Annotated in this window: 14 protein-coding genes and 3 pseudogenes; 12 read left to right on the forward strand and 5 right to left on the reverse strand. The window is 68.9% G+C overall.

The features are described 5' to 3' along the window. The first annotated feature begins 251 nt into the window (after positions 1-251). Together QQS16_RS43385 and QQS16_RS43390 are read left to right on the forward strand one after the other, a co-directional pair. On the forward strand, positions 252-449 hold the full coding sequence (locus QQS16_RS43385; protein WP_353479717.1) for a helicase associated domain-containing protein: 198 nt from the start codon (positions 252-254) through the stop codon (positions 447-449). Next, positions 418-978, forward strand: coding sequence for a hypothetical protein (locus tag QQS16_RS43390; RefSeq protein ID WP_353479650.1), 561 nt, complete (start codon positions 418-420; stop codon positions 976-978). The genes QQS16_RS43385 and QQS16_RS43390 overlap by 32 nt, the downstream gene beginning before the upstream one ends. A gap of 686 nt (positions 979-1,664) precedes the next feature. Here QQS16_RS43390 and QQS16_RS01700 read toward each other — a convergent pair. After that, on the reverse strand, positions 1,665-2,489 hold the full coding sequence (locus QQS16_RS01700) for an IS5 family transposase (protein ID WP_286059781.1): 825 nt from the start codon (positions 2,487-2,489) through the stop codon (positions 1,665-1,667). Between the two features lie 370 nt (positions 2,490-2,859). On the opposite strand from QQS16_RS01700, the pseudogene QQS16_RS43395 reads away from it, so the two are divergent. Together QQS16_RS43395 and QQS16_RS01720 are read left to right on the forward strand one after the other, a co-directional pair. Continuing rightward, positions 2,860-3,727: pseudogene (locus tag QQS16_RS43395) on the forward strand (helix-turn-helix domain-containing protein). A gap of 1,128 nt (positions 3,728-4,855) precedes the next feature. Then, the gene (locus QQS16_RS01720; protein ID WP_286059783.1) at positions 4,856-6,610 is read left to right on the forward strand and encodes an ankyrin repeat domain-containing protein; all 1,755 of its coding nucleotides are present in this window, start codon (positions 4,856-4,858) and stop codon (positions 6,608-6,610) included. Positions 6,611-6,785: 175 nt separating this feature from the next. Here the strand turns inward: QQS16_RS01720 and QQS16_RS01725 are convergent, their stop codons facing one another. After that, the gene (locus tag QQS16_RS01725) at positions 6,786-7,223 is read right to left on the reverse strand and encodes a VOC family protein (protein ID WP_286066180.1); all 438 of its coding nucleotides are present in this window, start codon (positions 7,221-7,223) and stop codon (positions 6,786-6,788) included. A gap of 53 nt (positions 7,224-7,276) precedes the next feature. Here QQS16_RS01725 and QQS16_RS43820 point away from each other — a divergent pair, with 53 nt between their 5' ends. From QQS16_RS43820 to QQS16_RS01735, 4 genes and pseudogenes are all read left to right on the forward strand, one after another. Then, positions 7,277-7,408: a hypothetical protein gene (locus QQS16_RS43820; protein WP_502963939.1), complete on the forward strand. Its 132-nt coding sequence runs from the start codon at positions 7,277-7,279 to the stop codon at positions 7,406-7,408. After that, positions 7,396-7,551: a helix-turn-helix transcriptional regulator gene (locus tag QQS16_RS43825; protein WP_502963940.1), complete on the forward strand. Its 156-nt coding sequence runs from the start codon at positions 7,396-7,398 to the stop codon at positions 7,549-7,551. Before QQS16_RS43820 ends, QQS16_RS43825 begins: the two co-directional genes overlap by 13 nt. 169 nt (positions 7,552-7,720) lie before the next feature. After that, positions 7,721-7,816, forward strand: coding sequence for a hypothetical protein (locus tag QQS16_RS43830; protein ID WP_502963880.1), 96 nt, complete (start codon positions 7,721-7,723; stop codon positions 7,814-7,816). After that, a pseudogene (locus tag QQS16_RS01735) lies at positions 7,801-8,741 on the forward strand (FAD-dependent oxidoreductase); the annotation flags it as partial. The gene QQS16_RS43830 and the pseudogene QQS16_RS01735, both read left to right, overlap by 16 nt. 94 nt (positions 8,742-8,835) lie before the next feature. Here QQS16_RS01735 and QQS16_RS43405 read toward each other — a convergent pair. From QQS16_RS43405 to QQS16_RS01755, 3 genes and pseudogenes are all read right to left on the reverse strand, one after another. Next, a pseudogene (locus QQS16_RS43405) lies at positions 8,836-9,647 on the reverse strand (Tn3 family transposase); the annotation flags it as partial. A 126-nt stretch (positions 9,648-9,773) separates the two neighbouring features. Next, positions 9,774-10,619 carry a class I SAM-dependent methyltransferase gene (locus QQS16_RS01750; protein WP_286059786.1) on the reverse strand — a complete coding sequence of 282 codons (846 nt, stop codon included), beginning with the start codon at positions 10,617-10,619 and terminating at the stop codon, positions 9,774-9,776. A gap of 779 nt (positions 10,620-11,398) precedes the next feature. After that, a complete protein-coding gene (locus QQS16_RS01755) occupies positions 11,399-12,049 on the reverse strand; it encodes a hypothetical protein (protein WP_286059791.1) in 651 nt (216 codons plus the stop codon). A gap of 725 nt (positions 12,050-12,774) precedes the next feature. On the opposite strand from QQS16_RS01755, the gene QQS16_RS01760 reads away from it, so the two are divergent. The 4 genes from QQS16_RS01760 (at position 12,775) to QQS16_RS01775 (ending at position 18,364) form a co-directional block, all read left to right on the forward strand. After that, positions 12,775-13,902, forward strand: coding sequence for a GAF domain-containing sensor histidine kinase (locus QQS16_RS01760; RefSeq protein ID WP_286059792.1), 1,128 nt, complete (start codon positions 12,775-12,777; stop codon positions 13,900-13,902). A gap of 583 nt (positions 13,903-14,485) precedes the next feature. Continuing rightward, on the forward strand, positions 14,486-15,580 hold the full coding sequence (locus tag QQS16_RS01765) for a LacI family DNA-binding transcriptional regulator (RefSeq protein ID WP_502963881.1): 1,095 nt from the start codon (positions 14,486-14,488) through the stop codon (positions 15,578-15,580). A gap of 368 nt (positions 15,581-15,948) precedes the next feature. Next, positions 15,949-17,346 carry an ABC transporter substrate-binding protein gene (locus QQS16_RS01770; RefSeq protein ID WP_286059794.1) on the forward strand — a complete coding sequence of 466 codons (1,398 nt, stop codon included), beginning with the start codon at positions 15,949-15,951 and terminating at the stop codon, positions 17,344-17,346. Between the two features lie 73 nt (positions 17,347-17,419). After that, a complete protein-coding gene (locus tag QQS16_RS01775; protein WP_502963744.1) occupies positions 17,420-18,364 on the forward strand; it encodes a carbohydrate ABC transporter permease in 945 nt (314 codons plus the stop codon). The last annotated feature ends 1 nt before the right edge of the window (position 18,365 follow it).

Genomic DNA, 18,365 nt, shown 5'->3' on the forward strand with positions numbered 1-18,365 from the left:
CGTGGGAGTTGCTCGGGACTTGCGTCTCAGGCAGAGGCCCGGGAATGCGGCGCCATGAGCTGCGCCGCCGGAGCTAGCCCCGCAACCCGCTCTGACCAGGCCGTTTACAGGGGTGTGCACCTAGTTGCGCAGGAGGCAAGCACTAGAGAGGGCAGGCCCAGGCTCTGACAGCCGACGGGACAGTGGCTTTCGAATGTGAGGCGGCCAGGTGCGGTGGAGGGCCCCCTGAGTGGAAGACGGCGTTGGAGGCCGTGGACGGGGACTGGAACCCGTCGTGGCCGGCGGAGTGGCAGCGGCACTACGCCGCGCTGCGCGAGCTGGTGGCCGACGAAGAGGGCCAGGCCGACGTCCTGCCCGGCTTCACGGTCCACGGCATGGACATCGGGAAGTGGCTGGCCCGGCAGCGCAAGCCGGAGGGTGGGAGAGGCCCTGACGGACGGGCAGCGTGAGCGCCTGGAGCAGCTCGGCATCGTGCCGCTGGCACCGGTGTCGGCGTACTCGGGGAAAGTGCTCAACGAAGTACGGATGAACGTGCTCACTCGGGCGTTCGTCTGTGGGCTCGGACAGATGAGCGCGTGCGACGATCGTGGTGTGGAGACCCCCGATTCTTCGTTCCGTCGGCGCCTGCTGATCCAGTCGCTGACCGTGTTGGCGGCTGACGCCCAGTCCCAGGTCGCCTGGCTCGACAGGCACGGTGTGGTGACGGATGAGATCGCTCTGGACTTCGATCACGCCTTTGGCATGGTCGAAGCCCTGGTGGAGGCAGGCCACCTCGGTGGCGGCGTCCTGCCTGACTTGCGGGAGATCGATGCCGTTCTCAGCGCGATGAGCGGTGCGCAGAACGCTGATCGATGGGCGAGGGATGCGCTGTCCGTCGATCAGGGGTGGAGCCAGGCCCGGCGGCTCGCCCGCCGGGTACTCGTTGCCGAGCTGGGCGAATGGCAGCAGCCGCTGCCGGAGATTTCTGTCATCCGGTGAGGGATGCCGCCGTTCTCGCTGGTCAGGCCACCAAGACGCGCGCCGCCCGGGCGAAGTGTGCCGGCCGCTGGACTGGATCCCCGAGGTCTGGCACCAGCTCGGGAACGGCGAGGCCGTCATCCCCGGCGGGCTGCTGTACGACCGGCGCGGCGGCGGTGACGACTGGTCGATGCTGCGGGCGTCCGTGGAAGTCGACCGGGCCACCATGGGCCCCGAACGCCTCGCCGCCAAGATCGGCGCCTACGCCCGCCTTACACCTACATCCCCCACGCCTCCCCCGGCCGATGCCGACCCGCCTTCCAGATTCCGCCGGAGGAAGAATGGCGCCGACACTACCCGCTCTTCCCCCGGCTGCTGTTCGTCCTGGACGGCCCCGGCCGGGACCGAGACCCGTATCGGTGCCCTGCACGCCGCCGCCCACGACCGAACACACGTGGGTTTCCGGCACGACGTTCCGTCCTCGCCGCACCGCTGGCCGACCTGCTCCGAGACGGCCCCGCAGCGCCCGTGTGGCGCCCCGTCCTCACCTCGGACCGGAGAGTCGGCTGGATGCACTCCCGGCAACCGTGATTGTGCATGTCTGCGCGCCTGTTCCACGTTCCAGGAACAGCTGTTGCAGTGCTTGGAGGTAGGGCACATGCCAGCGTAAGTGAGCGTTTGGTTCTCGGTTGTCCGTTTCATTTGGCTTAGCTGTCGCGCCAGTTGGTGGTCGTTTCGTGGGTGAGGCGGCGGGTCATGAGGTTGATGGCGGCGAGTTGGATCATGGCTGCTGAGCGGTGGGGGTGGGTTTCGTAGTCGCGGGCCAGGCGGCGGTGGTGCATGAGCCAGCCGAGGGTGCGTTCGACGACCCAGCGGCGGGGCTGGACGTGGAAGCCGCGGGTGGTGGGGTCCCGTTGGACGATTTCGAGGTCGATGCCGAGGTGGGCGGCGTGTTCGACGGCTTTGGTCTTGTAGCCGTTGTCGGCCCAGGCTTTGGTGATGGTGGGGTGGCGCTCGCGGACTTTGGTCAGGAGTTGGGTGCCGGCGGCGGAGTCGTGGACGCTGGCGGCGGTGACGGTGACGGCCAGCAGGAGGCCGAGCGTGTCGGTGACGATGTGCCGCTTGCGTCCGATGATTTTCTTGGCGGGGTCGATGCCTTGGCTGGTCAGGTGGACGGTGGCGGAGGTTTTGATGCTCTGACTGTCGATCAGACAGGCGCTGGGTTCGCTGGTGCGGCCTTCGGCCTGGCGGACTTTGCCGCGTAAGAGGCCGGTGAGCTGGTCGAAGATGCCGTCGGCTTCCCAGTGGGCGAAGTAGCCGTAGACGGTCTGGTGGGGTGGGAAGTCGTGGGGCAGGTAGCGCCAGGGGATGCCGGTGCGGTCGACGTAGAGGATGGCGTTCATCAGGGCGCGCAGGTCGTGGGTGGGTTTGCGGATGCCGTTGCGGGCCTGGCGCCATGCTTCGAGGGTGGGGCGGATGAGTTCCCAGCGGGCGTCGGACAGGTCGCTGGGGTAGGGCCGTAAGGGCTGCATGATGCCTGGGTATGCGGTGGCGGCCAGCCTGAGCAGGGCGTGTGCGGGGGTGTTGGGTGCACCGGGGCGTGCGTTCTCAATCTCGCGTGAACCGGTGGGTTTCTAAATGAGACGGGAGCTTTTGCAAGGAACCCGGCGCATAAGTGGTCGGCTGATTGCCGCAGAAGCCGTTTATCCGGCGTTTCGCTTGGTTCGGTGTTGTGTCTGGCCGCCGAAAATCGGCATGAACCATTCGATAGGCTAACCAAACGCTCACTAAGAGTCCGTTTCATCTACCTGCGATCACACGGGCATGGCACGCGCTCGACATCCGTGCCCCGTGGCAACCTGCGGTCCAGTACAGGGATTTGAAGCCGGAGGTGTACCGCGCGTGGTGGCGCAACCCAATCCCACCGTCAGGAGGCGCCGGCTGGGGCCGAGCTTCGCCGCCTGCGGTTGGCCAGCGGGCTCAAAAGCATCGAGGTGGCCAAGCGGCTCATGGTCTCCCAACTCAAGATCAGTCACCTGGAGAGCGGCAACCGTGCCATCAGCGCGCGCGACGTACGTGAACCTGTGCGCGCTCTACGGCGTGACGGACCAGCAGGTCATCGACGCGCTGATGGAGATGGCCAGGGAGTCCGGCCAACGGGGCTGGTGGCATGCCTACGGTGAGCTGTCCGACAGCGTCTACATCGGCCTGGAGACGGACGCCGTGTCCTCCACGCCTACGCGCCCACGATGATCCCCCCACTGCTGCAGACCCCCGCCTACGCCCAGGCCGTCATCGAGGAAACGATCCCCGCGCTCACCGCCGAGCAGACCGCCACCCGGCTCAAGGTGCAGCTGCCCCGCCAACACCGCATCTACGACCCGGTGCGCCCGCTGCGCCTGTGGGCCGTCATGGACGAAGCGGCCCTACGGCGTGTGGTCGGCGGTCCCGACATCATGCGTGAACAGCTCGAGCACCTGAACGCACTGAGCGCCGAACCGCACATCACGGTGCAGGTCCTCCCCTACGCCGTAGGCGCTCACCCGGGCCTGTCAGGACAGTTCTCCCTGCTGAGGTTCGCCGACAGCCCGGAGCAGGGGTCGTGTATCTGGAACGCTTCACCAGCGACCTCCACCTGGGCAAACCATCCGACATGCAGCACTACAACACGATGTACGACCACCTCCAAGCACAGGCCCTCAATCTCACCGCCAGCCACGACTTCATCACCGACACCGCCACAACCCACGCCGCAGACATCCGGTCCTGAGGAAGGACCCCGCCGCAGGAACCAACCACCGGCGGACAACTCCAGGCCGGGAAGAAGAATCCGATGGCGGATCTCTCGCAGTTGCTCCGGCAGGGCATGCGCCGCCGTCACCTGAACGCACAGTCCCTCGCCGCTCGGACCGGTATCCGCACCCATATCCGTGTCTTCGCCCGTGACCGCACAGCCGGTCCCCCGCGTGACGGCGGGGACACGGCGTCGTTGGGCAGGGCGCCCCCCGAGCCGGGCCCCCGGGGGCGTCATGGCAGAGCGCGTCGACGACAACCTGCGCCAGACCTGATCCGTGGTAAGCACGTTCTGCACTGGCACACCCGCCTCCGGGGCGTGCAGGACGGCGTCGGTCTGGACGGTGGAGCGGCTGCGGCCTCCGGCCGGCAGATGGTGCACCACCTCGGTGGACCAGGACGCCACCGACCCCATCCCGGCCGGCTCCCCCACCACCGCCCCCTCCTGCGACGGCAGCACCGTGCCCTTGGTGTGGTGTGGTGTACCGGGCGGGTCGGCTTCGGCGCGGTACGGGTGAGCGCGATGACGGTCTCGTTGACCGCCATCGCATGCGGGGCACCCGAGCGGGCCGCACCCCGCGCGATACCGCCCATCCCGCCCCCAGGCCGGCCAAGGACCTCCGTCACCGCGTCCAGCCCGAGCGGAGTCAGGCCCCACAGCTTGTGGCCCTCACGGGAGTTGCCCTCCGACACGGCCAGGCCGTGCCGCGCCAGGTCCAGGCAGGCGTTGCGGACCGCCTTGTTGTCCTTGTGCCCCGGACACGTCAGCCGTGAATCTGATCAGCACTGGCCACCTTCGCACCCCCAGCGCCGCCAAAACATGCCCACGCACCGCCCCGGTCAACCCGTACGGGTACGCCTTCGAACCCCCCACCCGTCACCGCCTCCTTCACCGCGCAGCCCTCACGGCTGCGCAACCGCGGGCCCGGCGCGCGGCCCGCAACCAGCCAGGCCCGTCTGGCCCGATGAACTCTCCACCTGCCGCCCACACCTACCAGGGCACACGGCGTCCTCACGGGCGGCATGCCGGACGCAAACCCGGAGCCAGGCCCTCGGTCGGACCGCCTGCGGCCTCACTGTCAGACCCGTGTGCCACTCTCGGCGTATGGGATTCTTCGATGATCTGGCGCTGCCGGAACAACCGGCCGCCGAGCGCGCCGAGTTGGTCCGGTTAGGGCCTCCGGGTGAGGACGAGGGGCGGTACACGCCGCCCGTCGACCGGTTCGCGCCAGCGCTGTTGTCGCAGCTCGCAGTGGTCGGTGCCGGTCCGGAGACCCGGGTGGTGCTGACGGGCTTCTCCGTGTGGCCGCGGTCGGTCACCGTGCACTTGTCGGTCTTCCACAAGGTCCATCGGCAGAGCGCGGACGCGGGGCGGCAGTCCGGGCTTCGCGTGGGCCTGTCGTTGTCCGACGGCCGACGGGTGACCTCGCTGGACGGCACGGTGCTTCGGACGATCCAGTTCACCGGGCCGCAGGGAGAGACCAGAACGGGCTCGACGCCACAAGCGATCGGGCTCATTCCGTTGGATCCGGGTCTGCATTACTCCCGCCGGTCCCTGTTCAAGACCGACGTCGACCTGTACCTGCCGGAACTGCCGCCCCTGGGGGACACGCTCTTGGTCGTCGAGTGGCCGGACGAGGAGATTGCCGAGACCTGGACCTCGATCGACGCGGCGGCGGTGCACGCCGATGCCGGACGGGCGCTCGAGATCTGGCCGGGCATCGAGCCACCGGATCCAGCCGGACAGCCGGGTTCCTTCACGCGGTTGCAGGTCAGCGGACCACCGACGTTCCTGGCGCCGCCGCTGACACGGCATCAGCTGGAGACCCTGCGACGCGAGGAAGAGGCCCGGCAGCGCTACGTCCCGCGGGCCGACTGGCAGCAGATGGGCTACCGGGACTGGGCGGACGCCGCTCTGATCCGGGCCCGTCTGGAGGGAGGCGCGCCTGCGGACGCACGCGTCGGCTGGCGCGGTACCACCCCACTGCACCTGACGGCGGAACAGGGAGCGGCGGAGGCGGTGGCCGTCCTGCTGGCATGTGACGTGGAGGTCGATGTACGCGACGACGACGAGCAAACGCCGCTGTGGTACGCCGTCCAGGCCATGGACGAGGGCAGCGTCCGCGCGCTGATCGACGCCGGGGCCGACGTGTGGACGCCGCAGGTGGGGACCTGGTCGCCGGGGCGGCTGCTGTTGACGACATCGCTCGCCCCCCTCGTCGCGGATCTGCCTGGGGCGGTGAGGCTCTCCGCCGAGGAGGCGGCCGACTTCCGGGATGCGGACGCGCTCATCGCGGCCTTCGGCGAGCAGGAGCTGTGGACGGAAGGGCTCGGGGTGTGTTTCGTGCGCGACCTGACCGAGGACGAGGTGATCCGGCGGCTGGGTGCGGATCCCGCGCGGTGCCCTCGATCGGACCTGGACTCCGCGCCCTTCGACCCGATGGACTACGACGAGTCCCTGCGCTACGTGGGCGTGACGAGCCTCGCCGGCACTCCCGGCGGCTGCCTGATCACACAGGACGGATACATGCCGAGCGACAGCGCCGTGCTGCGAGCGATATCGCCGGGCACCGCCGCCTACGGGGTGTACTTCAACCCCAAGGGCGGAACCTTCGGCACCCTGGCCCGGGACGGCGACGTCGTCGAGTCCGAGGAGATCGGGCTCCCGCCGCACGACTCGGACCCCACCGCGTACTGGCACTTCCGTTTCTGGCAGCGCACACACACCTTCCCTCACGGCGCTGACGTCCTCGCCTACGCCTGCGCCGCCGCAGGCCTGAACATCACCGACGCCCAGGGTGCGGTGAACCACCGCACCCCGCGCCGTTGGGTGGCACTGGCGCCGCGTCTTCAGCGCTGAGATCCGTTGCGCGGACGCCTTCAGGGGCATGCGGGACCGTCCGGGTTCCGGCTGCACTTGCAAGGAGTTGAGAGTGAAGGCGAGCAGGTGGTAGTGGCCCACCAGCATGGGTACCTCGATGAGTTGGCGTTCCGTCAGGTGGCCGGCCAGTGGGTCCCAGGTCGGCTGCGTGGCGTCAGCGTGCGAACTTTTCGATGGCCTCCGGGGTGACGGGGGTGAAGAAGTTGACGAGGTTGCCGTCGGGGTCGCGGAACAGCAGCGACCGGTTACCCCAGGGCATCGTGGTGGGCTCGTTGAGGAAGTCGGTGACGAAGCCGGTCAGGTTCTGGTGAACGCGGTCCACGTCGTCGACGAGGAACTCGGTGATCACGCTGTGGTTGTCCGCCGGGCGGGCAGAGCCCGGGGCGAACAGCGGGACGGTGCGAGTGCTGGCGATCGCGAGGGGTGCGCCCGCGGTCTTGAGTTCGGCGAAGTCCTCGGTGGCCCGTATCGCCTTCATCCCTGTAGCTCGCTCGTAGAACTCGACGAGGCGTGCGACGTCGCTGGTGATGATGCGGATCGAGACAAGTGCATGGGAATCTCCTTGACTGTGCTGGAGGCGTGCACGTCGCAGACTAGGAGAAATAGGGGACAGAATCGGTCCTGTATTCGCGTTAGGCTGCGGACATGCCTCGACCCACCGGCCGCGTGCTGACACTCCTGGAGCTGTTGCAGTCGGGCGGCACCCGGAATGTGGCCGAGCTCGCCGACCGTCTCGCGTCGAAGGGCGCACTGTGCGGCGGTATGTGGACCAGCTGATCGACCTGGACGTGCCCGTGGAGTGGGTGCGCGGCCGCTACGGCGGGTACCGGCTCGCCCCCGGGTACCGCTTGCCTCCGCTCATGCTCAGCGACGACGAGGCGCTGGCCGTGCTGCTCGGCCTGGTTGCCGGGCAGGGCTGACGACGACGGAGCGAACGGCAACGAGACGGCGTCAGCGAAGATCTGGCGGGTACTGCCCAAGCACATCGCCCGCCGGCTCGACACACTCCTGGAAGCTCTCGCCTTCACGGATCAGCCCGGCGAGTTCGACACCCCGGACGCCGGGATCCTGCTCACCATCGCCGATGCGGTGCGCCACCACCAACCGGTCTCGATCCGCTACACCGACCGCGACGGACGGCGCAGCGAACGCACGCTGCACGCGTACGGGAGTTCCACAAGCTGATCCTCCCGGGCCGCGAGGCGTACCGGGTCATGGACCAGGCGGGGAACGTGCTGCTCGACCCGCATGACGACGGAACCGGCGAACGCCCGGAGGCACCGCGCGGCGAACTCCGGCAGATGCTCCTCGACTCCCTGCCCGCCGGCACCGTCCGCAGGGGCCGCAAGGTCACCGCCGTGCGGCCCGTCGGTGACGGCCGCCACCAGGTCCACTTCGCCGACAGCACCGACGCCGTCGCGGACCTGCTCATCGGCGCCGACGGAGCCTGGTCGCGCGTGCGGCCGCTGCTCTCGACAGCCGCTCCGGAGTACTTCGGCGTCTGCAGCGTGGAGACGTTACTCTTCGACGCGGAAACCCTCCACCGCGCTTCCGCGGAGGCGGTCGGAGCCGGCTCGCTGTTCGCGCTCGCACCGGGCAGGGGACCGCTGACCCACCGTGAAGGCGGCGGAACCCTGCACACCTATGCGCAGCTGAAGAAGCCCCATGACTGGTTCACTGACCTCAACACCACCGATGCCGCAGCCCTCACCTCACGGGTTGCAAGGGAGTTCGACGGGTGGGCTCCCGCACTCACCGCCCTGATCAGCGACAGCAACACCCCGCCGGCCCTGCGCCCCATCTTCACACTGCCGGCCGGGCACCGCTGGGATCGCGTGCCTGGGGTGACCCTGCTCGGCGATCCGCCCACCTGCGGGCACCGAACGGTGAAGGCGCCAACCTGGCCATGCTGGACGGTGCCGAACTCGGCCGAGCCCTCGCCGCGCACCCCGACGATGCGGAGACCGCGCTCGCAGTGCACGAACAAGCCATGTTCGCCCGCGACGCCGCTGTGGAAGCGGACGACGACGGCTTCTCCACGATCATGATCGACGACCATGCGCCCCACAGCTTGCTCGCCTTGATGACCGGCGCCGAACTGAACGCGTGATCCGCAGCTGTGCGTAGAGCGGCAGGCCGGCCCGACGCAGTGCCCCGCCTGATGGGGTGAAGTGCGGGTCGTCAGCACCGGCTCGGTCCTCGTGGCCGTCGTCGTCCTGGTCCAGCTCCGGCGCATCCGGGTCGCGCAGCGGGCGCAGGGCGCCGGCCGCCGGGCTCGAGGCGAAGCTGTAGCGGCCGAGCAGGTTCAGGTCGCGGTGTTTGAGAGGTGAGAGCCGGGCGATGTCCTCCTCGCGGAGCTCGCGGCCCTCGGCCTGGAGCTGTTCGACGGCGGCGTCGATGTACTTCGTCGTCCAAGGCACGATGGCGTTGAGGACCAGACCGAGCGCGCCGAGTTGGTCCTCCATCCCGTCGCGGTACGCCTGGTGGATGGTGCCGTGCATGCCGTGGCACACGTCCCGGGCGAGTTTGTGGCGGGACTCCTGCACGGTGAGCTGCCGGTTCATCTGATGGCGGCAGGTGTCATCGACCGGGTCGACCACGCGGAGCAGGTGTTCGGTCTTGGCGATGCGCCCATCCTCGGTGAATGCCTGTCCCCGCGGGGTGGGACGTCCCTCAGGGCCGAACGTCCGCAGCAGTCGTCGGCGCGCGGACCTGGTTGCTGACCAGGCAACCGGCGGCCTTCAGCATGTCCGGCCAGTGCGTGATCACCATGTTGAGGTTCACCCGGTTGCGGGCCAGGTCCTCCGGTACCCCGTACGTTCCGATCTCCACCCCGGGCATGGTCGCGCGCCAGAACCACTGGTCGTCCAGTCACACAACCGTGGGCTGAGGTTGGCCGAGGATCTTGAACAGGCCGAACACCCATGCCGGAGTAGGCCGCGTTGTCGGTCGCCACCATCTCGGGCATCACCCCACCGTCCAGGTTCAGCAGCGCGTCCAGGATGTGCAGGGAGTCGCTGTCGATATTTCGGCGGCCGCCCACCCGCCGAATGCGGCGAACATCCGACCAGGGAAGGACCGGCTTCGTGCCCTGGTCGTACGGCAGTTGTGCGCCGTCCGGCCCCGGTACCGCGGCCGGGCGTCAGTCGGCCCGGCGGGCGGTGACCAGCAGGTACTCCCACTCCATGACCGTCCCGTCCTGCCCCGCCGCCAGGTTTCCGTCGCGGGCCAGCGCCGCCAGGTCCCGGTCCAGGGCGGCGGCCCGGTCGGGCTCGCCCGCGATGTTCTTGTAGACGGAGATGGTCGGGCCGTAGCGCTCCTTGAAATAGTCGCGGAACGCCTCGGGCGTGGGGAAGAGGTCGATCCGGACCGTCCGGCGCTCGGCGCGCACGTCCGTGACCCGGTCGCCGAGGAGGCCGCGCACATGGTCCTCGTCCCCCCACAGCGGGGGCGGCTGCGCACCCGGCGGGGGCGGCGGCGCGTAGGGCTTCATCGCGGCGAACATCCGGCCGATGAACCCCTGGGGCGTCCAGCTCAGCAGGCCGATGGTGCCGCCGGTGCGGCAGACCCGGACCATTTCGCCGGCGGCCTGCCGGTGGTGCGGGGCGAACATCACGCCGACGCAGGACAGCACGGTGTCGAACTCCGCGTCGCCGAACGGCAGGGCCTCGGCGTCGGCCTCCTGCCAGGTGAGCTGCGCGCCCTGCTTCGCGGCCACGAGCCGGCCGGCCTCGAACAGTTCGGGGGTCAGGTCGGAGGCGACGACGTCCGCGCCGGCGAGGGCCGCCGGGATCGCGGCGTTGCCGGAGCCGGCCCCGACGTCGAGGACCCGCTGGCCGGGGCGCACGTCACACGCCTCGACCAGGACCGCCCCCAGTTCGGGGATGACCTCGGAGGCCACGGACGGGTAGTCCCCCTGGGCCCACATCGCGCGGTGCTTGGCCTTCAGCGTACGGTCGGCGTCGGCCGTGCTGTTCTGCGTCGTCATGGCTGCGCTCCTCACCGGTCGGACGGCGGTTTCGCGCCGACGGTCTCGAGCGGGCTCCGCCGCCTCCTTATGAGCGTAGTGACGAGCCGAGGGAGTGTCTCGCCGTCCGATGCTGGGATTCGGCGTGCATGGCGAGCGCGTTGAGGGAATCGCCGGCCGGAGTAAGTACCCGCACGTACTGCTCAGCGGGTCTCAGTCCGTCCAGGCCGGCGGGTGTCAGGGTGGTGTGCCAGTCCCTGCCGCGCAGATGAGCAGGGCCCGTGGAACGGAGGCCTTGCAGGATGCGCCAGGGACGGACCAGCGTGTCGCTGTCATCTCCGCTCGCGGTGACCCACGCTGCGAGGCAGTTGATGCTCTGCGCCGTGAGCCGGTCACTGCGCACACCGAGTCGCGCGGCGGCCTGCTCCGGTCCGAGCGGGGTGTCGGCGGCGACCAGGTCCGCCAGGGCGCGCGCAGACCTCCACGACCTGGCTCGACGGCGATCCCCTTCACTCGGCGGCGAGCGCCCTGGAGGCGATTGTCGAGCATCGCGCGCCGCAGGTGCGGTGTCAGGCGGGGCACGATCGGGAAGGAGGACCGCCCGCCCAGGCCGACCCGGTGAGCTCACCGTCCCGCGGTTCATGCAGCTCATCCTCGATCGAAGCGGACGGCACCCGGGTGGTTGACCGGGCCGGGGAGGTGGGTGAAGTCATAGGCGGCAGTGAGCTCTGACCCGGCGCCCAGCACCCACCCCGTCCGCGTACGCAGAATTTACGGAAAATGTATGCGAGAGGTTCGTTTCACAGGTTGCAGCGCACCGAGTGGCCGGGCAACTGCTGCCCCGGGCGCAGGAACCGCTGGGCGCCCTGTTCGTCGCGTACCGCGAGGAACCCGGCGTCCGTCAGCCGCTGTGCGATCTTCGCGCGGCGGATCGCGCCCACCTTGAACGCCACAGTGAAGAGCAGCGCGACCGCCCCGCCGGAGGCGACCGCTTCGACCGGCGACCTGTCGATGAGCAGGAGGACGGTCAGGACCGCGCAGGCGAGGTAGCCCAGCACCTTCTGGGTCCGGTCGGCGACGTACTGGGCCATGACGTCGAAGGTGACGAGGTCCTTCAGCACGCCCACGTCACCGACCGCTTCGGGGAGCGGCTTCAGCGAGCCCTGCTCCAGCCCCGGCACCGTCCCGCCGTTGCCCGCCTGCGGATGGGTGGTGATGGTGGCCGCCTCGCGGACGCGCGCGTCGGGCCGCGGGTCCCGGTACATCCGGACCTGCACGAGCGAGTTCTTGAACCCGGTCCTGTATGCCGTGCCGTACGTGTAGCCGTACTGCTCCGCCACGTGCGCCAGGGCGGCCGCCTTCAGCGTGGAGCCCTGGGGAGCGATCTCAACGATGTCCTGCTGACGGGCGATCTGCCGGAGCATCCCCGCTATGTGACGTTCTACGGACATCCTGTTCCCCGCCCCCTGGGACCCTGCGCCAGGGCCCGACCAGCGCATGATAGCTCCCACGGGACGGAAGAAGAACGCCACGCCGAACGTCGCGAACGAGGCGACGGTCGCCGCCGCTCCGCCGAGCGCCGGGAATTACAGCGGCCCGAAGACCAGGGCGGCCGCTGTTCCGTGGATGAAGAAGTCGTAGAACTCGATGGAGGTGCCGAGGAGCGAGGCGACGGCTACCCGACCCATCGGTCGCGGCCCATCCGGCGAGGCGCTCGACGGCCCTCTCGCGGCTTGTTCAGTACGCATTGATCCCACCTCAGTTGCTGGGAGCATCCCTGATGCGGCCGGCGCTTACTGGGAAGGGGCGAGCCGAAGCGGAGAGTGACTCGTTTCGTGCCTGCGTGAACCAGCCCGCGGGTGGCGTCGGGACGGCATGTCCGGCCCCGAAACATGTTCATGACCGCATGTGTGGGAGCGGAACGCTCTGCAGCGTGCTTCGCCTCGGTGGGAGCCCGGATGACGGGGTTCCTCGTCGCTTCCCCGCCAGATCCGGCGGGTGGCGAGATACTGCGGGTCCCGGCAGCGGCCTGATAGCTCGAGGTGGAGGTCTCCGAGCGGAGGTCTCCACCTGGAGATGGTGCGGGAACGGAATTGCCGTGACGATCGGCCGCAGGACCGTATTACGGGCTTGTTGACCCTGGTGGCCCGACGGAAGGCCTCATAGCATGTCTTTTGTGGCACTGAAGCGGCAAAGGCCGCCGCAGGTGAACCTGCTCTCCGAACTCACCGATGGTTACAGCCAGATCCTGGCCCTCTTCGACGGTTCCACCGCAATGCGCCGGATCGTGGACGACGTCCCTGCCTCGAGCGGTGTCGATGTGGCCTGGGTCGGCGAGCCGGACGGCGGCGATCAGATCGTGCTGCGACACATGGTGAACACCCGCACACCCGCGATCAACGGTCTCACCATACCCAGAGGCCGCGGACTCGGCGGGCAGGTGATCGAGCACCGCCGTCTGCTTTCAGTGAGCGACTACCGGTGCGCTGAGAACATCACGCACCACTTCAGGTCGCAGGTGGAGAGTGAGGGCCTGCGCGCGGTGATCGCCGTTCCCATGATCTACGAGGACCGGCTGCTGGGTGTGCTGTACGGAGCCAACCGGTTCACGTCGTCGTTCGGCGACCGGGCGACCCAGGCGCTGGAGCAGGCCGCCGGCCGTGCCGCTGCCGCCGCGGTCGTCGCCGAGCGGGCCAAACACGCTGCCGAGGTCGCCGTCCATGAGGATCGGCGCCGCGTCGCCGTGGACCTGCACGACACCGTCGGTGCCATGCTCTTCACCCTTGGCGCGGGGATCCGCGCGCTGATCGACGACCTGCCTCCCACGGACGCCCTTCAGTCCCGGCTGGGCGACATCGAGCAGCAGGCTGTGGAAGCGGCGGCCGCCTTGCGTGGGTCCCTGCACGCGTTGAGCGCCCCGCCCGAGCAGGTCAGTCTCGGCGTGGCTCTGCGTGGTGACTGCCGCGCCTTCGAGGAGCGCACGGGCACAGTCGCCCGCCTCATCACGGTCACCGAGTTGCCGTCCATGTCCTCGGCATGCGTCGGGGCGCTCTCCGGCACGGCCCGGGAAGCGCTGCTGAACGTGGAGAAACACGCGAGGGCCCGCTCCGTCGTGCTCAGCGTGTTCGCCCACATGGCACCAACCGCGACATCCATGAGGACGTCCGTGCCCAGACGGGTGGACCTGGCCCCGAGGCGGACGGGCGCATCCAGATCGGGTACATCTACGCCACGATCCGGTTCGAGTCTCTCCTGCACCCTGGCTGCGCGTCGGTGGAGTGCTGGGCAGCGACGTCGGGGATGAACCGCTTGTTCGCGCCCCCGGCCAACGTCAGGAAGGTGTTCACCGACCTCACCGCCGACAGCGGCGGTGTGTGCTGCCTGTTCGATACTGGCGACGACGCCCCCGAGCAAGTGTGCCGGCTCAACGGTGAACCCGCCCAGGAGACAGTCTCCGGTCCCCGCATTCCAGATCTGCGAGCACTTGTGGCGACTTGGTGTGACCCCGGCTTCCAGTCGGCGTCACGGGCTGTCCGCGGCTGAGCGTCCGACGTCGCCCAGTGCGTTCGCCCGCATTCAGCGGCGCTCGCGGCCTCATCGCCTCTCGGGCAAAGAGCAGAGCCGCCGCAGTTCGGCCGCGGGGCTGGAACTCAAAGGAAACACACCGCACCGACCGCGCCCCGCGCCGTCCTGCGCTTGGTTACGGATGCGTTCCGAACTCTTGACGACAGCCTTATGACTGCGTAGACATGACAGCGCAGACAGACCGCGCGGCCAGTAACCAGTCACTGGCGGTTCTGGCATCATCTTGCTCGTACATCCGGCCATCGGGAGACACCATGACGCGAGGAACGGCACGGAGCGGTAACACCGCGGCTCCGCGCAGCGTGGATGTGGCCCGCCTGGCGGGGGTCTCGCAGAAGACGGTGTCGCGGGTTTTCAATGACGAGCAGTACGTCTCCGCCGATGTGCGCCGGCGCGTACTCGAAGCCGCTGAAGAGCTCGGCTACCGGCGTAACAACGCCGCCCGGGCACTGGCCTCCGGACGCACTCGGTCCATCGGCGTGGTGACTCTAGGCACGGCCCTGTACGGACCCGCCTCACTGCTCATGGGTGTCGAGCGGATCGTCCGGGACACGGGATACGCGCTGCGCGTGGTCAACACGATGGAGGGCGACGCCGCGGGCGTGACCGGTGCCGTGAGTTCACTCCTCGATCAGGGCGTGGACGGCATCGTCATCTCCGAACCGATCGACGAAGCGGGTGCCGAAGGAGACGCTTCCCTCCGCATTGACGTTCCGGTCCTCGTCCTGGGTGCGCCAGTACCTGTCACCGCGCCCAGGGCGCTGACCGCGGGGGGCGGTGCCGACCTGATGGCACGCTCCGCCATCGAGCACCTGCTGGGTCTCGGGCATCTGACAGTCCATCACCTGGCCGGTCCGCAGCGATGGTACGCCGCCCGGGACCGCCTCGAGGGATGGCGGGCCACGCTCACCGCTCACGGCAGGGCCGTACCGCCGGCCGTCGAGGGCGACTGGTCCGCCGCGTCCGGATACCGGGCGGGACGCGAACTGGCCGAAGACAGTGACGTCACAGCGGTGTTCGCCGCCAACGACGACATGGCGATCGGTCTGATCCGCGCGCTGACGGAGGCCGGACGTCGGGTGCCGGAGGACGTCAGCGTCGTCGGCTTCGACGACATTCCGGTCGCCGCCTATGTGACTCCTCCCCTGACCACGGTGCGGCAGCCGTTCGACGCTGTGGCGCAGGAGGGACTCAAGCGTCTGGTGCATGCCATCGAGAACCCGAGCGCAGATCCCTTACCGACGAGCGATCCACCGATCGATCTCATCATCCGCGCCTCCACCGCGCCACCACCGAGCCGCACGTCCTCGGTTCGTGGCCGGCGTACCGCCTCTCGTTCACCCGGCGGCGCGGACCATCCGCTGCTCCCGAACGGAGGTTCGTCCACCCAGCGCTGACCCACACCGGTCAGCCCGGACAAGAGCAAGCAAGGCGGGCGCGTGACTTCAGGACGAGCCGCTTCTTCCGGTCACGCCCCGCCCCTCTGGACGCCTCCGCCGCACGAACGGTGCGGAGCCGTTCCTGAACCCAGCAGGCGCTGAGCCAGGTCCCCAGCCTCTCTGCCTCTGGTCTCGTCGTTCCTTCTTCTTCGGCCGCGACCGCCACCTCCGCACACGGAAGGCGCGCCGGCCCCGGTCCACGAGGACCCGCACCCGGCCCCGTGGGTGTCCGAGCCTCGGTCGGCGCGTCCGCGCCTCTCCTTCACCACGCCTCCGTACGCCCTTGCCAGGCGTGCCGTCATCTTCGCCACCGGCGGGAGTTCACCATGCCCAGAAACGCCTCCACTTCCATGTCCGGCCGCTCCTCGATGAGCCGTCGACTGTTCCTCACCACGACGGGTGCCGTCTCGCTCGGCGTCACCCTCACCGCTTGCGGCGGCGGCGACTCCGGCGGCTCCTCCGCCGCCGCCAAGCCGGTCAGCCAGGCCGACATCGACAAGGCGATGACGACACCGACCGAGCTGACGTTCTGGACCTGGGTCCCGAACATCGACAAGGAGGTCGCGCTCTTCGAGAAGAAGTACCCGGCCATCAAGGTCAAGGTCGTCAACGCCGGCCAGGGCACTCCGCAGTACACCAAGTTGCGTACGGCTCTGAAGGCCGGCAGCGGCGCCCCGGACATGGTGCAGATCGAGTACCAGGCCATCCCGACCTTCACCATCACCGACAGCCTGCTCGACCTGCGGCCGTACGGCGCCTCCGCGCTCAAGGAGCAGTTTGTCGACTGGACCTGGCAGCAGGTCAGCGGCAGCAAGGGCGAGGTGTGGGCGATCCCCCAGGACACCGGCCCGCTCGGCATGCTGTACCGCAAGGACATCTTCGACAAGCACGGCATCAAGGTCCCCACGACCTGGGACGAGTTCGCCGCTGCGGCCCGCAAGCTCCACAAGGCCGACCCCGACGTCTACCTGACCAACCTCGCGGCCAACCAGGTCGCCGCCTGGCACGGCCTGCTGTGGCAGGCGGGCGCCAAGCCGTACGTGGTGTCCGGCAAGAGTGACATCACCATCGGTGTCGACGACGCCGTCTCCAAGAAGCTCGGCGCGTACTGGGGCGGCCTGGCCCAAGAAGGGGTCGTCAGCACCGACCCGGACTTCACCGACGGCTGGTACGCCGGGTTCAACAAGGGCAAGTACGCCACCTGGATCACCGCAGCCTGGGGACCGGCCTTCCTCTCCGGCTCCGCCAAGGCCACCTCCGGTAAGTGGCGCGCCGCCCCCCTCCCGCAGTGGGACGCGTCGAAACCGAGCTCGGGCAACTGGGGTGGCTCGACCACCGCGGTCATCCGCTCCACCAAGAACCCCATCGCGGCCGCCCAGTTCGCACAGTTCCTCAACAGCGACCCGGCCAGCGCGAAGATGTTCGCCACCGAGCAGTTCTTCTTCCCCGCCACCAAGGCCCTCCTCACGGACGCCACGTTCACCGGCGACGCGCCCGCCTTCTACGGCGGCCAGAAGGTCAACCAGGTCTTCGCCGACATCAGCTCCACCGTCAACTCCTCTTTCCAGTGGCCTCCGTTCCTCGACCAGGCGGCGACCGACTGGACCGAGACGGTCGGCAAGTCCCTCGCCGACAAGACCGACACCGTCCGCGCGCTCGGCACCTGGCAGACGCGACTCACCACCTACGCCAAGAGTCAGGGCTTCACCGTCGAGACACCGTAACGGCCCGTCGGGTCCCGGGCGGTGGCGCGGGACCCGGCCCCACTGACACAGTCCCATCCCTCAGAAAGGCCCGATGATGACTGTCACAACCGCGGCCTCCCCCAAGGGCAGGAGACGAGACGGGTCGACACGCCTCAGGCGCGGCGGCAAGAGCCGTCACCGGGCGGCGGGACCGCTGTTCGTCGCACCGTTCATGGTGCTGTTCCTGCTGCTCTTCCTCGCCCCGCTCGGCTACGCCGCCTATCTCAGCCTGTTCCAGGAACGCCTCATCGGCGGCACCGCGTTCGTCGGGCTCGACAACTACGCCCAGGCCCTGAGCGATCCACAGTTCCTGCACGGCATCGGGCGCGTCGCACTGTTCTTCGTCATCCAGGTCCCTGTGATGCTGCTGCTGGCGCTGATGTTCGCCCTCGCCCTCGACAGCGGGCTGCTCCGGCTCGCCCGCGTCATCCGACTGGGCATCTTCGTCCCGTACGCCGTCCCGAGCGTGGTCGCCGCGCTCATGTGGGGCTATCTGTACGGACCGGACTTCGGCCCCTTCGCCCAGCTCAGCCGCAACCTGAGCCTGCCCGTCCCGGACTTCCTCAGCGAGGGCTGGATGCTCGGCAGTCTCGCGAACATCGTGACCTGGGAGTTCGTCGGCTACAACATGATCATCCTGTACGCCGCCCTGCGCACCATTCCCGAGGAGTTGTACGAGGCCGCCGCGATGGACGGGGCCGGCGCCTGGCGGATCGCGCGGTCGATCAAGCTGCCGGCCCTGCGCCCCGCGCTGATGCTCACTCTGCTGTTCTCGGTGATCGGCAGCTTCCAGCTGTTCAACGAGCCGAAGCTGCTGATGACCATCGCCCCGGACGTGATCAGCAGCTCCTACACCGCCAACCTCTACGCCTACACGCTCGCCTTCACCGGCCAGCAGGTCAACTACGCGGCCACGGTGTCCTTCCTCCTCGGCCTCGTCATCGTGATCGCCTCCTACGCCGTCCTGCTCACCGCGAACCGCAGGAGGTCCTCGTGAC

Origin of the sequence: Streptomyces sp. ALI-76-A (assembly GCF_030287445.1) — a bacterium.
Classification (GTDB): Bacteria; Actinomycetota; Actinomycetes; order Streptomycetales; family Streptomycetaceae; genus Streptomyces.

Excerpts from the sequence above, each read along its gene's own strand:
- QQS16_RS01700 (WP_286059781.1), bottom strand. The coding sequence starts at position 2,489 with ATGCAGCCCTTACGGCCCTACCCCAGCGACCTGTCCGACGCCCGCTGG.
- QQS16_RS01720 (WP_286059783.1), top strand. The coding sequence starts at position 4,856 with ATGGGATTCTTCGATGATCTGGCGCTGCCGGAACAACCGGCCGCCGAG.
- QQS16_RS43820 (WP_502963939.1), top strand. The coding sequence starts at position 7,277 with ATGCCTCGACCCACCGGCCGCGTGCTGACACTCCTGGAGCTGTTGCAG.
- QQS16_RS01750 (WP_286059786.1), bottom strand. The coding sequence starts at position 10,619 with ATGACGACGCAGAACAGCACGGCCGACGCCGACCGTACGCTGAAGGCC.
- QQS16_RS01755 (WP_286059791.1), bottom strand. The coding sequence starts at position 12,049 with ATGTCCGTAGAACGTCACATAGCGGGGATGCTCCGGCAGATCGCCCGT.
- QQS16_RS01770 (WP_286059794.1), top strand. The coding sequence starts at position 15,949 with ATGCCCAGAAACGCCTCCACTTCCATGTCCGGCCGCTCCTCGATGAGC.
- QQS16_RS01775 (WP_502963744.1), top strand. The coding sequence starts at position 17,420 with ATGATGACTGTCACAACCGCGGCCTCCCCCAAGGGCAGGAGACGAGAC.